Genomic DNA, 17,464 nt, shown 5'->3' with positions numbered 1-17,464 from the left:
GGACGTATTTGATGAAGCAGGCAAAACAGCATAATTTTCAAATGGGGACGAGTTGAGTGGAATGGACTATCATGTGATGATTGTGGAAGATCAAAAGGAAATACGGGATGTCGTAGCCAAATACCTTGAGAAAGAAGGCTACATTCCTTCTCTTGCGAAAGATGGCTTCGAAGCACTTGAGATCTTTGGCAGCCAGACCATTCACCTCATTCTATTAGATATTATGATGCCTGGAATTGACGGATTTGAGGTGCTGCGGGAAATCCGAAAGGTTTCCGACGTTCCGGTCATTATGCTTACAGCAAAGCAGGAGGAAATTGACAGACTTCACGGGTTTGACACGGGCGCAGATGATTATGTCGTCAAACCATTCAGCCTTAAGGAGCTAATGAAACGTGTTCGGGTGATCATCAAGTGGGTTTACCATGAAACCGATGAAATGGTTTATCATTGTAAAGCGCTGCACTTGCATACCGGCAGCATGAAGCTCTATCAGGGAGAGGAAGAGATTCCGGTCACTTCTGCCGAGTACGCACTGCTTCTTGTTATGTTTCGGCATCAAGGTCAGGTGCTGACCCGAGAGCAGCTCATTGAACTGGCATATGGAAACAATTACGAGGGATATGACCGCAACATTGACAGTTATATCAAGCGTATTCGTCAGAAAATCGAGGAAGACCCCAGGCATCCAAAGATGCTCATCACAAAATATGGTGCGGGTTACATTTTCGGGGATGTGAAACAATGACCATACGGCGGCAGTGGCTGATCATGCTGACCCTAACGGCCGTTCTTGCGATCGTTGTCAATACGCTGATCTTCAGTTCGCTCATCAACCGCTATTTTCAGACCTACACGACCAGTGAATATAATAAAAGCCTGTCACAGATCAAGAGTTTTTCAAAAATAGCACTTTCTCAAAATAACATGACTACCCGGCAGATTGAGGCGCAGCTTGCGTCATATTTGAACGATCCGGTTACCCGAATCACGCTCTATAAAGCGGATGGCTCGGTCATTGCGAATGTTAGTAATGACATTAGCAGCATGAACAATATGATGAGCGGTATGATGCGGCACAGGGCGCCGGGAACATTTTCCCAGGAGGTCGACCGGACGGAACTCAAGGAATCCGGCATTTCGATCGGCACGGTAAACGTGACGCACTACAGTTCCATCGGTGATTCTCTGACTTCCATGATGTTTCGTTCCGCGCTGATTCGCACCAGCCTGCTCTCTTTCGTTATCGTGCTGGCTTTACTGATAATAATCGGGCTCTTCGTGAGCCGAAGATTGAGCAGAGACTTAAGAAATACCTCATCTATGGCGCTGAATATCGATTTGGGAAATCAGGTGGATATTCCGCTCTCAAAAATCCGGGAGGTCCGGATTATCCAGCAAAGCCTGAAGGAATTGAAATCACGGTTAAAGCTGAAACAAAAAGGGCGTAAGCGTCTACTTGATGAAATGGTTCATCAGACGCGGACGCCGCTCACAATATTGAAGACACATCTGGAAGGGTTTCAGGACGGGGTCATTGATCTGACACCAGAGGAAATCAAAACCTGTGAAATGCAGATCGAGAACATTTCCTCAATCATTTCCAATATGAGCGGTCTGCTGGATACCGAAAGAAAAGCATCCCCGCTCCGCGTCGAAGCATTCGAATTCAGCCATTTACTGCGACGAATTATTGCCGGGCTTAAGCTTCAATTCGATCAGAAGCAAGTCGCACTTTCCTTGATGAGTCACGAGAAAATAATGATTAAGACCGATTTGTATAAACTGAGCCAGAGTATTTACAACATCCTGACCAACGCTTACAAATTCACCCAACCGGGCAGTAAAGTGGAGGTTTTCTTCCAGGCGGATGAGAAGATGCTCACTATCGAGATCAGGGATACTGGTGCAGGTATATCGCCCAAAGAACAGCAGCATTTATTTGAAGCCTATTACAAGGGAAGTAACGCCCAGACGGTTCCCGGAGAAGGGTTGGGACTGTATGTTGTGAAGCAGAATCTGGAGCAAATCGGGGGAACGATTCGTGTCGCATCAGCGCCTGGTAAAGGAAGCAATTTTATCATTAGAATCCCGATGACGATTTAAAGCAGTATACCAATGCGATAAACAATCCTCTCGCAGATTCTTATAAGGAGGCATGGATCGTGAAAATGAGAATAACGATGGCTGCGTTATCCGTCGTCGGCATCTTTGCAATAGGATTAATCATCTTTGGTGCTATTCAAACAGTCTCTGCTGTATCCATACAAAATAAAACACGGACCCAAGCTGAAGCAGCACAAACAGATCGCAGTGACGATAATGTCAATCCAGATGCAGCGAGTTACGACCGATATGGTTATGGTATGATGGGTGGCGGTTACGGCATGATGAACGGGGCGAGAGATAGTTACAGTGGCCAAGCCAGTGTCACCGAATCTGCCGTTCAGAAGGATATTGCTGCTGCACAGAAGAATGCGCATGTTGACAAAAAAACGAATACCATTACCTATTCAGGCAATAGTGTGACGCTTGTCATTGCGGGCGGTCCCGAGAAGACCGATGGCAAATTTGTCATTGACGGCCTGGTCAATCCGAAGCTGGTCGTGACAAAAGGTGCTGATGTCACGGTAGCGTTTGTAAACGAAGACGCAGACATGCCGCACGCCTTTGAAATCACCGATGCCGCACCGCCCTATGACTATATGTCAATGATGGACGGAGGTATCTATCCGGGAAGTATCCTACGTGCATTGCCCAAAACCTCAGGCGGCCATTTCGCAATGGCCACGACCACATTTAAGGCAATTCAGCCAGGTACGTTCTATTATATCTGCCAGTATCCCGGCCATGCACAAAAGGGCATGTACGGTAAACTTTTGATTAAATAGCAAAGTAACCCATTAGATTAAACTAGAGTGAGCAAATCGCAGGATCAAACAGATCACGCGGTTTGCTTTTGTCATACTTTAAGTAATGTCATGAAAGCTGAATGAGGGCTGATTGAAAAAATGGTGAGCAAAACAGTTTCCATAATACCCGTATAGGTATATACTGCAAGTGTAGTCGGAACGAACAGTTAAAAAAACTGAGTTCTCGGCTCGCCGAGATAAGAAATCCAAATACTAAGATTGTGAAAAACTTTATAAGGGAGCTATGAATGATGAATGAAGTAACTGTGTACACGACCAATACTTGTCCTTATTGCCATATGGTGAAGAATTTTCTGAAAAAGCAAGGACTGCCATTTAAAGAAATCAATGTGCAGCAAGATCCTGCTGCCGGTCAACGTCTTGTGGAAACAACCGGACAAATGGGTGTACCGCAAACAAATGTGAATGGTCAGTGGGTACTCGGATATGATCCTGATCGGATCATGGGTTTTGTTCATGCATAATCTTGCCTGACCGGCAACAGGCTGAAAAATGTTGCATCTTAGGAGAAATTGAACATTTGCCGGTCGCTGATCAGACCATACGTGATCATTTCAAATTGTGTCGTCAATCTTTCTTCTGATAAACCCCCGGAGGGCGTCTTTCTGATATTATTTTGACGACTGAATTGCCTTTAGAAATTAAGAATGATCTCGATACTTCGTATTCCAGTCGCTTCTCATGTGCATTATCAATTAGTGTTTTGGAAAACAGGTCTCCGGGGATAGAGATTGAAAAGTACATTGTTTCATCAGTTATTCAAGCGATCAAACCATAATATGTAAGAATTGCCGACAATTGTCTGCTTTTTTAGATTTCTACGGACCAATTTTTTATATTGGGATGGCTTTAGGCATTGCTTTCACAGAAATCCATTTAGCATCCAAGAAGATATAGCAGGAAATGCCGTTTAAAATATTCTACTGAATCATGAATATTAAGATTTTTTTCATCCTGTGGAAATCAAAATATATCTAAAATTGATTGTAGGGTTAATTATGTCCAAGATCAGCCCTGCAGTAGAAAAGTTGGTTGCCAGATTAAGGGTATTGCACTCTCTGTATCCGTACTGACTGTTCTTGAACTGAATATGAGTTGGGGTATGTTCTATATGCTGTTGTCATTCTCTTTCTTAAAGAAAAACATAGCTATCGCTAATACGTTTTGGATGTGTCTTGATCATTATTAGCGGCCTGTTTGTAGGGGATTCATTGATTAATAGAACTAACAAACATGTCGTGAAGACGGATGGTTTTATTAAAATCGTCATATAGGCTAAAGATGCTTCAAAATTTATTAAAGAGTGGACATTGTAGGTTGAGATTCAGAAGGACATTTTTACTCAATCATACCAACGGTCAAACCCAGAAAGTTATATATGCGTTTATATAACTCTTTCATGAGTAGTCACCTGTGACACTGGAAGAGTATTTTTTTGTAAAAACAATAATAATTCCACCAAATCCAGTATGGGATCTGGCGGAAAATAGATGATAGAAAATTTATTTGCAGTTTACAAAATTATGCAATAATAAAATTAAACAAATAACCTGTAAATACAATCCCAAGGCCGACAATAGTAATAAATATTGCAAGCAGCTTCGGTTTCAGTACTCTCCTCAAAAGAATCATTTCCGGCAAGCTCAATGCGGTTACAGCCATCATAAATGATAATGCCGTTCCTGTTGCGACTCCTGCTCTTGTAAGCTCACTGACCAGTGGAATAACTCCTGCTGCATTTGAATATAATGGAATGCCGATTAAAACAGCAATAAGTACTGCAAAGGGATTGTCCTTACCGGCATATTCTGCTAGTGCTCCGGCCGGAATCCAGCCATGCATCACGCCACCTATAGCAATGCCGATGATGACATAGATCCAAATCTTCTTTATTAGATCCCATGTGAAAACCCAAGAATCCAATAATTTCTCTTTCATTGATGGATCTGGAATGTCTTGATCAGCTTTGACATTCATTTTATAGACATAGCCTTCGACGTATTTTTCAAGTTTCATCTTTCCTAAAATAATGCCGCCGACTATAGCAATCATTTCACCGGAAGCGATATAAATAAGCGCGATTTTCCAACCGAATAATCCGTATAGAAGCCCTAATGCCACCTCATTTACCATGGGAGCCGCAATTAAATAGGAAAAAGTGACTCCGAGCGGTATCCCTGCTTCTACGAAACCGATGAAAAGGGGGACGGCTGAGCATGAGCAAAACGGTGTCACGATGCCAAGAAGTGCCGCTAGGATATGACCGATAAAAATGTTCCCTTTGTTTTTGGCAAGGATCTTTCTTGTTTTTTCAGGGGGAAAGAAACTTCTTAGAAAAGTTATTGCATAAATGATTATTAAGAGCAATATAAAGATCTTTATACTATCAAACACGAAAAAATTCAAAGCACTTCCAAGTTTGCTATCCTGAGCAATTCCAAAAATATTATAGACAAGCCAGTCGGCAAAGATCTGTATTGGCGTGAACATAAAGTCACTTCCTCTTTAAAATGGTCAGCGGAACATAATTATTTCAGTCATGGTTATTCTATTTTTATGATTCTGAGCTTGGGTTAAAGCTATTCTTGACAAGTAGAACGCTGAACGTCACCAACAGAAGCCCAAAACCATAGATGATAAACAGCGCTCTAAAGTTTGATGCAGCAACAATTTTCGCTCCAAGAGCAGTACCTATCCCACCACCACCCATAAAGCAGAAGGCGACGAGGGATGTGGCAACGCTTCTTGCTTTTGCTGCAAATTCTGTAGCCACAGTCAGGAAGGATGAATGAGCTAGCATGAAACCCAAACCCATCAGCCCAATTGCGATCACAACAATTGGCAGGGAATTTCCCAATACGATGAACAACAAATCCGCTAAAGAGGCAAAGCTAATACCAACAGCTGCAGTTTTCTTGCGGCCTATTTTTCTTGCTATTACTCCCGACTTCCTGCCTGCAAGTAATGCCATTAAGCCAAACGCAGTCATAACTATTCCTATCGCAAAATTATTTAATTCAAAAGTCTGCTTAATGAAGCCTCCCAGGAATGAAAAGGAACCAATTAAGAAGATACCTTCAAATATGACTAATGTATAGATAATTACACTTGATGGATTTTTGAGTACGTTTATATAAGGCATTATCGCCTTGCTTTCCTTGTTTTTTGTTGAAGGTATCTTTTTACCGATGGTAAACAGTAGGATGGAAGAAACAACGGCCAAAATTGCGTAAACTCCAAATACACCTCTCCAATTTAAAAAATATGCAATAGAGCCCCTGATCGCCATACTCAGCCCCTGTCCTAGAAAAGATATCCCCATAAATGTTCCTATTGCTGATTGTCTTTCTTCTATTGGGAACAAATCACCTATAAGTGCCAATGAAACTGGCATCACCGCTGCTGCAAACATTCCTGTTAACGCTCTGTATGCTGTTAAATCTGGCAGTGCAACAGAAAATGCACATAAGGTAGTCGCTATTGTAAACATTGATATTGAAAATGTGATAACCTGTTTCTTCCCGAATCGCTCTGCAAGATATCCATACAACAGCTGAAACAATCCAAATGGCAGCATGTATGCTGAAATTATCACTGAAGCAGATGTAACATCCACATTTAGGTTCTGTGCTATAGACGGAAGGATAGGTGAAACCACCCAATTGTCCGCCATTGTGACAAAACCCGCAAGGCCAAGTATCAACAGTATTTTTTTCTTATCCAAAGTATCATCTTCTTGTAAATTTGATTTTTAATCCATAGCTTTAGCTAGTTAATGCGTGAAAATAGTCGGCGTTTTATTGCCAAAAATAACAATAAGAAAAAGAAGGGTGGCGTTTTTTCGTAAAAAGATGGAAATGCCATTTGACCCCTTCTTCTCACCATCGGCATTTAGATAAAAACAATAGGGTTAGGTTAATTTCTCTGTTTGATTAACTAGCAACTTCATCGCTTCCAGTGAAGCTGAAATAACCGTCGTACCCTTTACAAATCTGGCAGTAAGCAAGGCCTCTACAATCTCATCTTTGCTTATTCCTTGGATCAGCGCGCTTTTGACATATGAAATAATGCAGGTTTCTTGTCCTAATGCTGCAGCGGCGGCTATGCTCATTAGAAGCTTATATTTGTTTGGAACAGCGGTTTTGCTATACAGCCACTTTTTGTTGTTGACATGTTCAAATACTGCGCTTTCATCCAACTGACTCAATAATTTCATGGGAAGTGGAGTGCTTCCGGATTGTTTTTTCATTTGTTCTAGTAGGTCATGAATATTCATCATTTTTCCCTCAATCAAAAATTATTTTTTTAATAACCCGACAACCTCATCAACGGATAGAACTTTCCCCGCTGATACGACCTTCTCATCAATGGTTAGTGCAGGTGTACTCATGACTCCGTAACGTACAATTGAAGGAATGTCTTCAACCTTTTCAACAGTGGCATTGACCTGAGCCGATGAAATGGCTTCACGAACATTTTGCTCAAGTGCTTTGCATCGTTTACAGCCGGTCCCCAAAATTTTAATGATCATTTGAAATCGCTCCTTAATAATAAAAATTATAGATGCCAGACAAGATAAAACCATCCGCAAGGGATTTACTCGTGAGGTGTTGTTGATAGACAATTCAACGGTGTGCTTAATGTGTAAACAGTGAACTTCCCATCTTTTCTAGAATGGATTACTCCACCGCGTTCAAGAATTTTTAAATGATGGCTAATCGTTGATTGAGGCAATTGAAGCCCTGAAACGATCTCACACATGCATAGATCACTGATCAGTAACATGCCGACAATCTTTAATCGTGTCGCATCCCCAAGTGACTTGAACAGTTCAGCTTTCTTTTCAAGCGATTCATTGTTTCTTAGAAAAGTAAGTTTCTCTTTTGAACGAGCGATGAATTGCTTGATCTCTTCATCAGTTCGAATATTCCACGCTCTCTGTTCTGTGACCATTAAATAACCTCCTTTGCTAAACAAAATTATAAAACTAGTTGTATAGTTATGTCAACTGATGCTGATGTCATGAAGTGTATCAATTGCAGAAGATAAACGGGCAATTGCAAAAGTGACGTAAAAATAAAGGTCCACGCCTTGCAATATATAATCTATTGCTTATACAATTTTAATTTAGATATGTTTTCCAACAGATGAATGCGGCTTGGCACAGCTCTTAGTAAACGACTTTATTGTCAGTTAACAAAAAATCGATAATTGACCAAGGGAGAATGGTAAAAAGCTTCTCATCTTTTTTGATGGCTGAAAGGGTTGTAATCTGCATACCCTATAGGGTATAATGTGATTGAACATTGGCGAAAGTGTTGCCATGAATACGTGAAGCAGGAGGACCCATTGTGAAAAAGCGAATCATTATTGTCGGCGGTGTCGCCGGCGGTGCAAGTGTGGCGACACGGCTCAGGCGATTAAGTGAAGAAAATGACATTGTCATGTATGAAAAGGGCGCTTACATTTCTTTTGCTAATTGCGGTCTGCCTTATTATGTCGGTGGTACGATCCGTGAAAAAGACGCGCTGCTTGTTGAATCGGTTGAGAACATGGTCAAGGAATTCAATATTGAAGTTCACAACAACACAGAAGTAGTAGATATAGATCCGGAAAAGCACATCATTACAGTAAAAAATGTGTTGAACGGGGAAACGGCAACGGATCATTACGACCGTTTAATTCTTTCCACTGGCGGAAAACCGATAATTCCTAAGATCCCGGGACTTGATCAGGCGGATAATGTTTTCTCCGTACGGAATATACCGGATGTTGAGCGTATAAAGAATTATATCGATGCCCATAATGTGCGAAAAGTTACAGTGATCGGTGGCGGATTTATTGGTCTGGAAATGACTGAAAATCTTGTCGATCTTGGGCTGGAGGTCACACTGGTCGAAGCGAGTCCGCAAGTAATGGCACCGCTCGATTTTGAAATGGCGCAATTCGTTCATGAACAAATTGAACTTCATGGTGTGCAGCTCATTTTAAATGATGGGATTGCACGTTTTTCAGGGAACGGACATGCGGTAGTGCTCAGCAGCGGCAAAGAAATAGACACCGAACTAACCGTGATGGCGATCGGTGTACTGCCCGACAGTACATTGGCGCAAAAAGCAGGCGTAAAGACGGGCATAAAAGGCGCCATCGTTGTTAACGGGCATTTCGAAACGAATGTTCCGGATATATTTGCGATTGGCGATGTGATCGAAGTAAAAGATTTCATCACCGGCACTCAGACATTAATCCCGCTTGCCGGACCGGCCAATCGTCAAGGGAGGTTTCTTGCAGATTATCTAAACGGACTGGATGCAAAGAATCCCCCTGTGCTGGGAACAGCTGTGGCGAAAGTTTTTGCGCTCACGGTGGCAACCACGGGGAAAAATGAGCGTTTTTTGAAACAGGCCGGTATTTCCTATCGGGTGGCTCATTTACATCCCAATTCCCACGCTGGCTATTATCCCGGTGCAGCACCGATTGAATTGAAGGTGATCTATGATGAACAAGGGAAAATTCTCGGTGCGCAAGCGATTGGTACGGAAGGTGCGGACAAACGCATTGACATCATTTCGGCAGTGATGCGTTTAAACGGATCGATTGAGGATCTTCAATTGGTCGAAGTTGCCTATGCGCCGCCGTATGCCTCGGCGAAAGATCCGGTAAACTATGCTGGTTATATCGCGGCGGATCAGCGTCAGGGATTAGTAAAGACGATTGAATGGGATGAGGTCGATGCGCTGATTGAGAAACAGGCGTACTTCTTGGATGTACGCGAATCCTTCGAACTGGCTACCGGAAAACTTCCTGGCAGTCATCACATACCGCGAGGTGAATTGCGAGGCCGGCTTGCGGAGCTTCCCAAGGATCAGCCGATTTATGTGTATTGCTCTGTAGGGCTTCGCGGTTATAATGCGGCGCGAATTTTGGCACTGAATGGTTTTGATGTATATAATCTTGACGGCGGTTTGAAAACTTATGAACAAGCCAAATATGAGACGGGCCAAATGAATGCACAAGCTCATCCTGCAGCTCAAAGTGAGCTGTCTTCAACCATGGCAAAGCAAGCGCCTCAATGTACGAAAATTGAAGTAGATGCCTGCGGACTGCAATGTCCTGGACCTATTCTCAAGGTTAAGCAATCCATGGAGAAGATGAATAAGGGAGATATCATGCAAGTGCAGGCCTCTGATTTTGGCTTTCACAAGGATATTGTTGCCTGGGCAAATGCGACAGGTAATCAATTACTGACGAACGACATTGTCGGCAATAAGGTCGTTGCGACGGTGGTGAAGGGGGCCATGGCTAGTCGCGACGATGCTGCTCATGCGGTGCATACAGCCCCAGAATCTGGCGGTGCAACAACAATGGTGGTTTTTGACGGCGATTTGGATAAAGCAATTGCAACGTTTATTATTGCGACTGGTGCGGCCGCAATGGGTAAGCCGGTCACGCTTTTCTTCACTTTCTGGGGGCTAAATATTATTAAGCGACATGCCAATACGAAGATCAACAAGTCGGGAACTGACAAACTGTTCAGTATGATGTTGCCGAAGAATGCGAATCATCTGCCGCTGTCACGAATGAATATGGCCGGCATTGGCCCGAAAATGATTAAAAAGGTCATGGCTGACAAGAATGTTGACAGCCTTGCAGTTATGATTGAGCGTGCAAAACAGCTTGGCGTGAAAATGGTGGCCTGTACAATGAGTATGGATCTCATGGGCGTTGCACGTGAAGAAATCATCGATGGTGTTGAATTTGGCGGCGTGGCCAGTTATTTAGGCGAAGCAGCAAAATCAAATGTGAATCTATTTATATAATCAGATCAAATCGTTGTATAAGCCAGCGAAAAGGGCGTCTCATTAGTCTATTGACGGTGAAGACACCCTTCTATGGCTTAAGATACTCTTTTGCAGGAGTGTTGTTTTTCAGGGGCACTTCTTCCAAAAAAAGGAGCTAATGTTCCTGGGACTTCGGGTGTTTCAGTGCTGATGTCGTTCACTTGACTTTAAAAATAGAATGAGTAATATACGGGTAGGGGTATAAAGGAGGCAGCTTATGGAGTATACATCACAAATGACCAATCGATTGAAACGGATTGATGGACAAATCCGTGGAATTATTCACATGATGGAACAAGGAGAAGACTGTCGCAGCGTAGTCACCCAGATGACGGCCGCACGGTCAGCACTGGATCGTGCACTGGGCCTGGTTATTGGCAAAAATCTTGAAGCCTGTTTGCGGCAACAGATTGAAGACAGCGAAGGTTCGTCTGAAGCAATCATAAACGAAGCGATTCAAATGCTGGTGAAAAGCCGTTAAGGAATAAAGAGAAGTGAATCCAACGGCTAAGGAGGAATTTAATCATGAGATGCATATTCTTTTGCAAACCAAAAATCAAAAAGATAAGCACTTCTGAGTTGAAGGAAGTCTATCTGCCGAGTAAAAAGGGTAAATATTTTCTTGACGTACGTACAAAAGCAGAGTTCAATGGTCATTCAATTCCGGGTTTTGTCAATATTCCGTTGCAGACCCTGAGCAATCATCTTAATAAGATTCCGAAAGAAAAAGAAGTGGTTGTCATTTGTCAAAGCGGTATGAGAAGCTCGGTTGCGTGTAAGGTTTTAAAAAAAGCAGGTTATGAGAAAGTAACCAATGTTCGCGGTGGAATGAATCACTGGTTCTAACTTTTTTATGGAGAAAAATATACCCATATGGGTATATAAGCGCGCGGGTTTTGAAAAAATAAAAATTTTGTCCAGGGAGGATAACAGCATGTATGAAGAGTGGACACCCGAAGAAGTCGAACTACTAATACGCAATCATGCGCCTGTAAGTATTATTGATGTTCGCGAACCTTTTGAATTTGCCGAAGGGCACATTCCTGGTGCCAAGAATATTTCGGTTAATGGAATCCAGAACCGACTCGATGAAATCAACAAAAATCAAGAGCATATTATTGTTTGTCATTCTGGAAGCAGAAGCGGTGTGGCTTCTGCCATCTTATCCGCAAATGGATTTAAGGTCAAAAATATGACAGGCGGGATGATGAACTGGCACGGACCTATCGAATTTTAAGGAGGGAAGTTCAATGAAATACGTCATTGTTGGAGGGGTTGCGGGCGGTATGTCGGCAGCCACACGTCTACGTCGATTGAATGAAGAGGCGGAAATTATTGTCTTTGAACGTGGTCCTTATGTTTCTTTTGCCAATTGCGGGCTTCCTTATTATATTGGGGGAGTGATTAAAGAACGGTCGAAGCTGCTTGTGCAGACGGCAGAAAAGCTGTATCAGCGTTTTCGTCTGGATGTGCGGCCCGAAAGCGAAGTAACCTGTATTGATCGAGAACATAAGAAGGTAATTATTGATCATCATGGAAAGTCTTATGATGAGACCTATGACGTGCTGATTCTCTCGACAGGAGCGCACCCGATGCGTCCGCCAATTGAAGGAGTCGACCAAGCGGACAATTTGTTCACGCTGCGTGATGTTCCGGATGCTGAACGTATTGTTCAGTATCTTCAGCAGCATAAAGCGGATCGTGCGGTGATCGTTGGTGCCGGCTTTATCGGCATTGAAATGGCCGAGAATCTGGCAGAACGCGGACTTAAAGTGACGATCGTTGAACGAGAGCATCAAGTCCTTCCTCCGCTTGATCCGGAAATGGCGATTATGATAGAAGCTGAACTGAAAAAGCACGACATTGAGGTGCTCAAAGGAAAAACTGTCACTGGATTTGAAGAAAAAGGTGCGGTTCTTGTTCTCAATGACGGTACGCGTAAGCAGATGGATCTGACACTCTTATCGGTCGGTGTTGTTCCAGAATCATTCTTAGCTGAGCAAGCAGGCTTAGCACTCGGTATGCGTCGCAGCATATCGGTTAATGATCAACTGCAGACCAGTGACCCCAATATCTATGCGATTGGTGACGCAATAGAAGTTGCTCAGACAGTCAGTGGGAAAGCAGCGGTCATTCCACTCGCCTCTCCGGCCAATCGCCAGGGGCGCATGGTTGCTGATATTCTTAGCGGGATGAAACGTAGTTACAAGGGAACTCTGGGTACATCAATAGTGAAAGCATTTGATTTGTCTGCAGCCGTAACTGGATTGAGTGAGAAATTATTACAGCGAAACAATATCCCCTACCAAGCGCTGCACACGAGCCCGCCGGATCATGCAACCTATTATCCAGGCAGTTTGCAGATGACACTCAAGCTGCTTTTTGATCCTGAATCTGGAAAGGTTCTAGGTGCACAGGCGGTTGGTGAGAAGGGAATCGATAAGACCATCGATGTACTAGCCACAGCGATTCATGGACAAATGACGGTCAATGATCTGACCGAACTGGAACTAGCCTACGCGCCGCCATTTAATTCGGCAAAAGCACCGATTAATTTGATCGGCTATGCTTCAGAAAATTTGCTGGATGGAAAGGTGCAGAATGTTCAGTGGAACGAAGTCGATCAGTTGGTAAAACAAGGAGCGCTGCTTATTGATGTTCGGACGGAACAGGAATATGGTAACGGCGCCATCCAGGGGGCTGTAAATATTCCTTTAGACAATCTTCGCGAACGGTTAAGTGAGATTTCAAAAGATCGCGACCTGATTGTGTCATGTCGGGTGGGGCTTCGCGGCTATCTTGCGGCGCGTATTCTTGCTCAGAAGGGCTATTCGGTTAAGAATCTGGATGGAGGCTATAAACTGTACAGTAGCGCTTTTCCAGAAAAAGTAAAGTAACCCAATACAAAAGGTTAATGATCAGTTCGATTGAATCGGGGCAGAAAAAGCTTAGCCTTCTGCACTGATGTAACAGGCGGTAGAGATTTATCTACTGTCAAGAGGATCAGTTATGCTAAAGAATAGGAGGACACCTGTGGTACTACAGAGGTGTCCTCCTTATCATTCATAGTGACCTTTGCCCCTATCAAAAATTGCACGCGAGAAGCCATACCTCTCAATTTCCTTCTTTTATTCGTTGATTAATAAGTCAACAAAAACTTCAGCGGCTTTTGTCTGAAATTTGCTATTCGGCGTAACAAGTGAAAAATGCCTGATCATTGGGAATCCCTTTATATTGACTAACTTTAATCTTCCAAGCGCTAATTCTTTTTTGATCGTCAAATGTGAGAGCAGAGAAATGCCCAGACCAGCTTCAATCGATTCCTTTATCACTTGAGTACTTCCAAGGGTCATCACGTTTTTAGGATAGAAATCCAATTGCTTGAAGCATTTTTGCTGCATTTCTCGTGTTCCTGACCCCATCTCTCGTACCAGCCATCTCTCTTGGTGCAAGTCTAGAAGACTTATTTTCTTTTTGGAAAATAAAGGATGATCCGATGCAGCAATCACCGACAGTTGATCTTGTGCAAAGGGAGTAATCTTCAAGCGCTCATTGGTACTTTCTCCCTCTATTATCCCTACATCGATTTGGTGATGCATCATGAGGTCAATAATCTCGTTTGTATTCCTTATGGTAATACTCGGATTCAGTAAAGGATAGGATCGAAGCAGAGTTGAGATTTTATAAGGGAGTACATATTCACCATAGGTATAACTGGCACCAATAGACAGGGTACCACTTACGGTATTTTTTAGATCATCCAGAAGATTCTCCATTCGAGTATGAAGATTCAGAATATCTTTGGCATGATGGTATACGATTTCTCCCGCTTTGTTCAACCGAACATATTTATTGGTTCTCTCTAACAACTTTATATTCAACGATCGTTCCAGTGAATGAATATGATTGCTTACAGCGGGCTGAGTCATATGAAGCATTTCAGCAGCCCGAGTGAAATTTTGCTGTTCAGCAACGGTAATAAAAACATATAGTGCTTGATCCACATTAATCCACCTTCTAATTAATTTAAGCTTCTGATGAAAGCAATGATCATTCGTAAAAAGTTATTATAACGATAATTATAATTTATTTTACTTATCATTAAAACACTTTTATTATTGGGAGCATAACATTGCAAAAAGGAGATTATCAAGTGGCAGACAAAGAAGTTCGTTTGACAGGACGTTGGCTCGGGGGGATCGGCTTCACGTTCATTATCGCTCTAATAGGCTATGGATTATCTAAAGTTCCAGGATTTGATCATGTGGGACAGCTTGCCTGCGCGATTATTATCGCAATTATTTATCGGCAGATCTGGGGATATCCGGAAAAAATCCGCTCAGGCATCCAATTTTCTGCAAAAAGGCTGTTACGATTCGCAATTATTCTTTATGGATTAAAACTGAATATTGATGTGATTCTGCATCAGGGAGGATGGCTGCTGATCAGAGACGTCGGAACAATTGTTTTTGCAATAGTTTTTACGATTCTGATTGCAAGATTACTCAAGGCAGAGGATTCGACTTTAGTTTTGTTACTGGGAATTGGAACGGGCGTCTGTGGTGCCGCGGCGATTGCAGCGACATCCTCGATCTTGAAAGCGAAAGACGAAGACACCGCAATCGGTGCAGGGATTATCGCACTGGTTGGAACCGTTTTTTCCATCGCGTATACAATTATCAGACCCTTTATTCCTCTGACAGCTTTACAATACGGGATATGGTCAGGAGTCAGCCTGCACGAGATTGCCCATGTTGCTCTGGCTGGTGCACCTGCGGGTCCAAATGCTCTGGCTATGGCTTTATTGGCCAAACTGGGCCGGGTTTTCCTGCTGGTCCCACTCAGTTTTATTCTCGTGTACTGGATGAAACATAAGGAAAAAACGAAATCTGGTTCGGAAGCGAAAATTGAATTTCCCTGGTTTCTCATCGGTTTCATTATTATGAGCTTATTTGGAAGTTACGTTCTGGGTCATGCGTTTACTATTCCGGCAAGTATGATGAATGGAATCTCTTCCTTCACTTCTTTTATTTTGACGATGGCCATGATTGGTTTGGGACTGAATGTAAGTCTGAAGGACCTGCGAACAAAAGCATTAAAGCCATTTCTAGCAATGGCTATTACTTCTGTTCTTCTTTCAGTGAGTACATTTTTCACGATATACCGGTAATACCCAGACATTTGCAGCTGAATGGATAAAAAAGCAGCGCTGAGTCTCCTCCGGTTATGGGGCTCAGTGCTGTTTTGTTTACAAAATTACTTTTTCAAATTTTTCTTGAACGGTACAAATTGTACAGCGGCTTAACGAGTGTCTAAGGAGAATTTATTTCATTTTAGGGCTTAATGTATGCGTAACCACTGCTTTGTTTTTCCACTAATTCGACAACCCCTGCCGGAACAACAGATACAAATGCAAATAGATCTTCTTTCAGTAAATGACGCGCATTCAAGGCATTCCGGCAGGCAACAAACTGAACGCCCTGACTCTTCAAACTGTTCATCTGATTGATGAATGCTTCAGACTTATAGCCAACGACAGCCGCTCCATTAGCCAGTACTTCGACTTCAGCGGTCATACCCGCCAGAAGATTTTCAACATTTCCAAGCAGCAGAGGCCACTTCTCTTCTTCATCGATATGGAAAATGACATGATACAAGTTCCCGTCCCTCCTTCCACCTTGTCTTTCTTTTTAGTACTATGCAACAGTCTTTGATAACAAGAAAAGTATGTCAATTTATCATAGATCATCGATGTGACATATGACATTTTGCTTGGTGTACTAATTTTAAGCGTCGCAAAGCTTGATAAACCTTTGCATTGCCGGGGACAAGTATTTATCCTTGTGATAAATCATTTTATAGTGACGGTTGAAATGAAGTCCATCAATTTCCTTATTACATAATTGGCCGCTACAAACTTCATTTATTACGGCAAACTTTGAAATAACGGAAACACCAAGACCTGCAGCAACAGCCATTTTGATGGAATCGACGTTATTGCATGTCCAGGAAGCGTGCCAGGACAGTTCCTTTTCTGCCATAACCTCTTCAAATTTTTTACGTGTTCCGCTTTCTTTCTCACGGACGATGAAAGGTTCCGTTTCAAGTTCATGCGGATTCACTGAGGTCATAGCAGCAAAACGGTGGCTAGCGCCGCAAATAAGGACTAGTTCGTCTTCCATAAAAGATTTTCTGATGAGGTTCGGTGAAGTCGTCTCTCCCTCCACGAGAGCTAAATCCAACTGGTCTCGCAAGATGAGTTCTTCAATCTTTGCAGTATTATCCTCAATAACTTCAACCGTGTTCTCAGAATTCAATTCTTTAAATTTTAGAATAAGTTTCGGAAGTATATAGGCACCAATTGTGACGCTTGCGCCAATTCGTATAAAATTTCTCTTGTTTATTAAACGCATTTCTTTCTCTGCCTGGCTATTCATTTGGATAATGTAACGAGCATAGTATAAAAGGCTATTTCCAGCTTTTGTAAGATGGAGCTTTTTGGACAGCCTCTCAAAAAGACGAACGCCGAAATGTTTTTCAAGTTCAGAGATGGCCTGACTGACTGCAGGTTGAGATAAAAAAAGGGATTCGGCAGCAGCTGTCATGTTCAATTTATCACACACTGTGATGAATATTTGAAGATGTCTGAATGTCAATTTTCTTCCTCCATAATAAATTACTTATGACATT

At 42.6% G+C, this 17,464-nt stretch carries 18 protein-coding genes; 10 read left to right on the top strand and 8 right to left on the bottom strand.

The annotated features are described in order from the left end of the window. The first annotated feature begins 61 nt into the window (after window positions 1-61). The 4 genes from M3N64_RS09155 to M3N64_RS09140 all read left to right on the top strand — a co-directional run bounded on the left by M3N64_RS09155 (window position 62) and on the right by M3N64_RS09140 (window position 3,397). Window positions 62-748, top strand: a complete 687-nt coding sequence (locus M3N64_RS09155; RefSeq protein WP_249101432.1) for a response regulator transcription factor — start codon at window positions 62-64, stop codon at window positions 746-748. After that, window positions 745-2,106, top strand: a complete 1,362-nt coding sequence (locus M3N64_RS09150) for a sensor histidine kinase (protein ID WP_010025312.1) — start codon at window positions 745-747, stop codon at window positions 2,104-2,106. Before M3N64_RS09155 ends, M3N64_RS09150 begins: the two co-directional genes overlap by 4 nt. Before the next feature lie 65 nt (window positions 2,107-2,171). Continuing rightward, window positions 2,172-2,891 (top strand): sulfocyanin-like copper-binding protein, encoded by a 720-nt coding sequence (locus M3N64_RS09145; RefSeq protein WP_237760104.1) that lies wholly within the window; start codon window positions 2,172-2,174, stop codon window positions 2,889-2,891. Between the two features lie 272 nt (window positions 2,892-3,163). Continuing rightward, window positions 3,164-3,397, top strand: a complete 234-nt coding sequence (locus M3N64_RS09140; protein WP_047034754.1) for a glutaredoxin family protein — start codon at window positions 3,164-3,166, stop codon at window positions 3,395-3,397. Between the two features lie 1,057 nt (window positions 3,398-4,454). Here the strand turns inward: M3N64_RS09140 and M3N64_RS09130 are convergent. The 5 genes from M3N64_RS09130 to M3N64_RS09110 form a co-directional block, all read right to left on the bottom strand. After that, complete coding sequence (locus M3N64_RS09130) at window positions 4,455-5,423, bottom strand: permease (RefSeq protein ID WP_130031233.1); 969 nt, start codon at window positions 5,421-5,423, stop codon at window positions 4,455-4,457. A 64-nt stretch (window positions 5,424-5,487) separates the two neighbouring features. Further along, complete coding sequence (locus tag M3N64_RS09125) at window positions 5,488-6,657, bottom strand: MFS transporter (RefSeq protein ID WP_010023837.1); 1,170 nt, start codon at window positions 6,655-6,657, stop codon at window positions 5,488-5,490. Between the two features lie 186 nt (window positions 6,658-6,843). Then, on the bottom strand, window positions 6,844-7,209 hold the full coding sequence (locus tag M3N64_RS09120) for a carboxymuconolactone decarboxylase family protein (protein WP_010023836.1): 366 nt from the start codon (window positions 7,207-7,209) through the stop codon (window positions 6,844-6,846). 21 nt (window positions 7,210-7,230) lie between these two features. Next, a complete protein-coding gene (locus M3N64_RS09115) occupies window positions 7,231-7,464 on the bottom strand; it encodes a thioredoxin family protein (protein ID WP_010023834.1) in 234 nt (77 codons plus the stop codon). A 65-nt stretch (window positions 7,465-7,529) separates the two neighbouring features. Beyond that, window positions 7,530-7,886 carry an ArsR/SmtB family transcription factor gene (locus M3N64_RS09110; protein ID WP_010023833.1) on the bottom strand — a complete coding sequence of 119 codons (357 nt, stop codon included), beginning with the start codon at window positions 7,884-7,886 and terminating at the stop codon, window positions 7,530-7,532. A 398-nt stretch (window positions 7,887-8,284) separates the two neighbouring features. Between M3N64_RS09110 and M3N64_RS09105 the strand changes: the two genes are divergently transcribed. The 5 genes from M3N64_RS09105 to M3N64_RS09085 all read left to right on the top strand — a co-directional run bounded on the left by M3N64_RS09105 (window position 8,285) and on the right by M3N64_RS09085 (window position 13,671). After that, window positions 8,285-10,753, top strand: a complete 2,469-nt coding sequence (locus tag M3N64_RS09105) for an FAD-dependent oxidoreductase (protein ID WP_249101429.1) — start codon at window positions 8,285-8,287, stop codon at window positions 10,751-10,753. 238 nt (window positions 10,754-10,991) lie between these two features. Beyond that, entirely contained in the window at window positions 10,992-11,255 is a 264-nt protein-coding gene (locus M3N64_RS09100; protein ID WP_141306171.1) for a metal-sensitive transcriptional regulator, read from the top strand. Between the two features lie 44 nt (window positions 11,256-11,299). After that, window positions 11,300-11,620 (top strand): rhodanese-like domain-containing protein, encoded by a 321-nt coding sequence (locus M3N64_RS09095; RefSeq protein WP_141306170.1) that lies wholly within the window; start codon window positions 11,300-11,302, stop codon window positions 11,618-11,620. Window positions 11,621-11,708: 88 nt separating this feature from the next. Next, entirely contained in the window at window positions 11,709-12,011 is a 303-nt protein-coding gene (locus M3N64_RS09090) for a rhodanese-like domain-containing protein (protein WP_010027573.1), read from the top strand. A gap of 13 nt (window positions 12,012-12,024) precedes the next feature. Further along, window positions 12,025-13,671: an FAD-dependent oxidoreductase gene (locus M3N64_RS09085; protein ID WP_249101426.1), complete on the top strand. Its 1,647-nt coding sequence runs from the start codon at window positions 12,025-12,027 to the stop codon at window positions 13,669-13,671. 231 nt (window positions 13,672-13,902) lie between these two features. On the opposite strand, the gene M3N64_RS09080 is transcribed toward M3N64_RS09085, so the two are convergent. Continuing rightward, window positions 13,903-14,778: a LysR family transcriptional regulator gene (locus M3N64_RS09080; RefSeq protein WP_249101423.1), complete on the bottom strand. Its 876-nt coding sequence runs from the start codon at window positions 14,776-14,778 to the stop codon at window positions 13,903-13,905. A gap of 149 nt (window positions 14,779-14,927) precedes the next feature. On the opposite strand from M3N64_RS09080, the gene M3N64_RS09075 reads away from it, so the two are divergent. Further along, complete coding sequence (locus M3N64_RS09075; protein WP_240698474.1) at window positions 14,928-15,944, top strand: YeiH family protein; 1,017 nt, start codon at window positions 14,928-14,930, stop codon at window positions 15,942-15,944. Between the two features lie 163 nt (window positions 15,945-16,107). Here M3N64_RS09075 and M3N64_RS09070 read toward each other — a convergent pair whose 3' ends face one another. After that, entirely contained in the window at window positions 16,108-16,431 is a 324-nt protein-coding gene (locus M3N64_RS09070; protein WP_010023843.1) for a DsrE family protein, read from the bottom strand. Window positions 16,432-16,560: 129 nt separating this feature from the next. Continuing rightward, window positions 16,561-17,430, bottom strand: coding sequence for a LysR family transcriptional regulator (locus tag M3N64_RS09065; RefSeq protein ID WP_249101420.1), 870 nt, complete (start codon window positions 17,428-17,430; stop codon window positions 16,561-16,563). Window positions 17,431-17,464 lie beyond the last annotated feature (34 nt).

Origin of the sequence: Sporolactobacillus mangiferae, from assembly GCF_023336505.1 — a bacterium.
Taxonomy (GTDB): Bacteria; Bacillota; Bacilli; order Bacillales; family Sporolactobacillaceae; genus Sporolactobacillus; species Sporolactobacillus mangiferae.
Note: the sequence above shows the minus strand (reverse complement) of the source record. Positions and strands in the feature narration are given on the sequence as shown.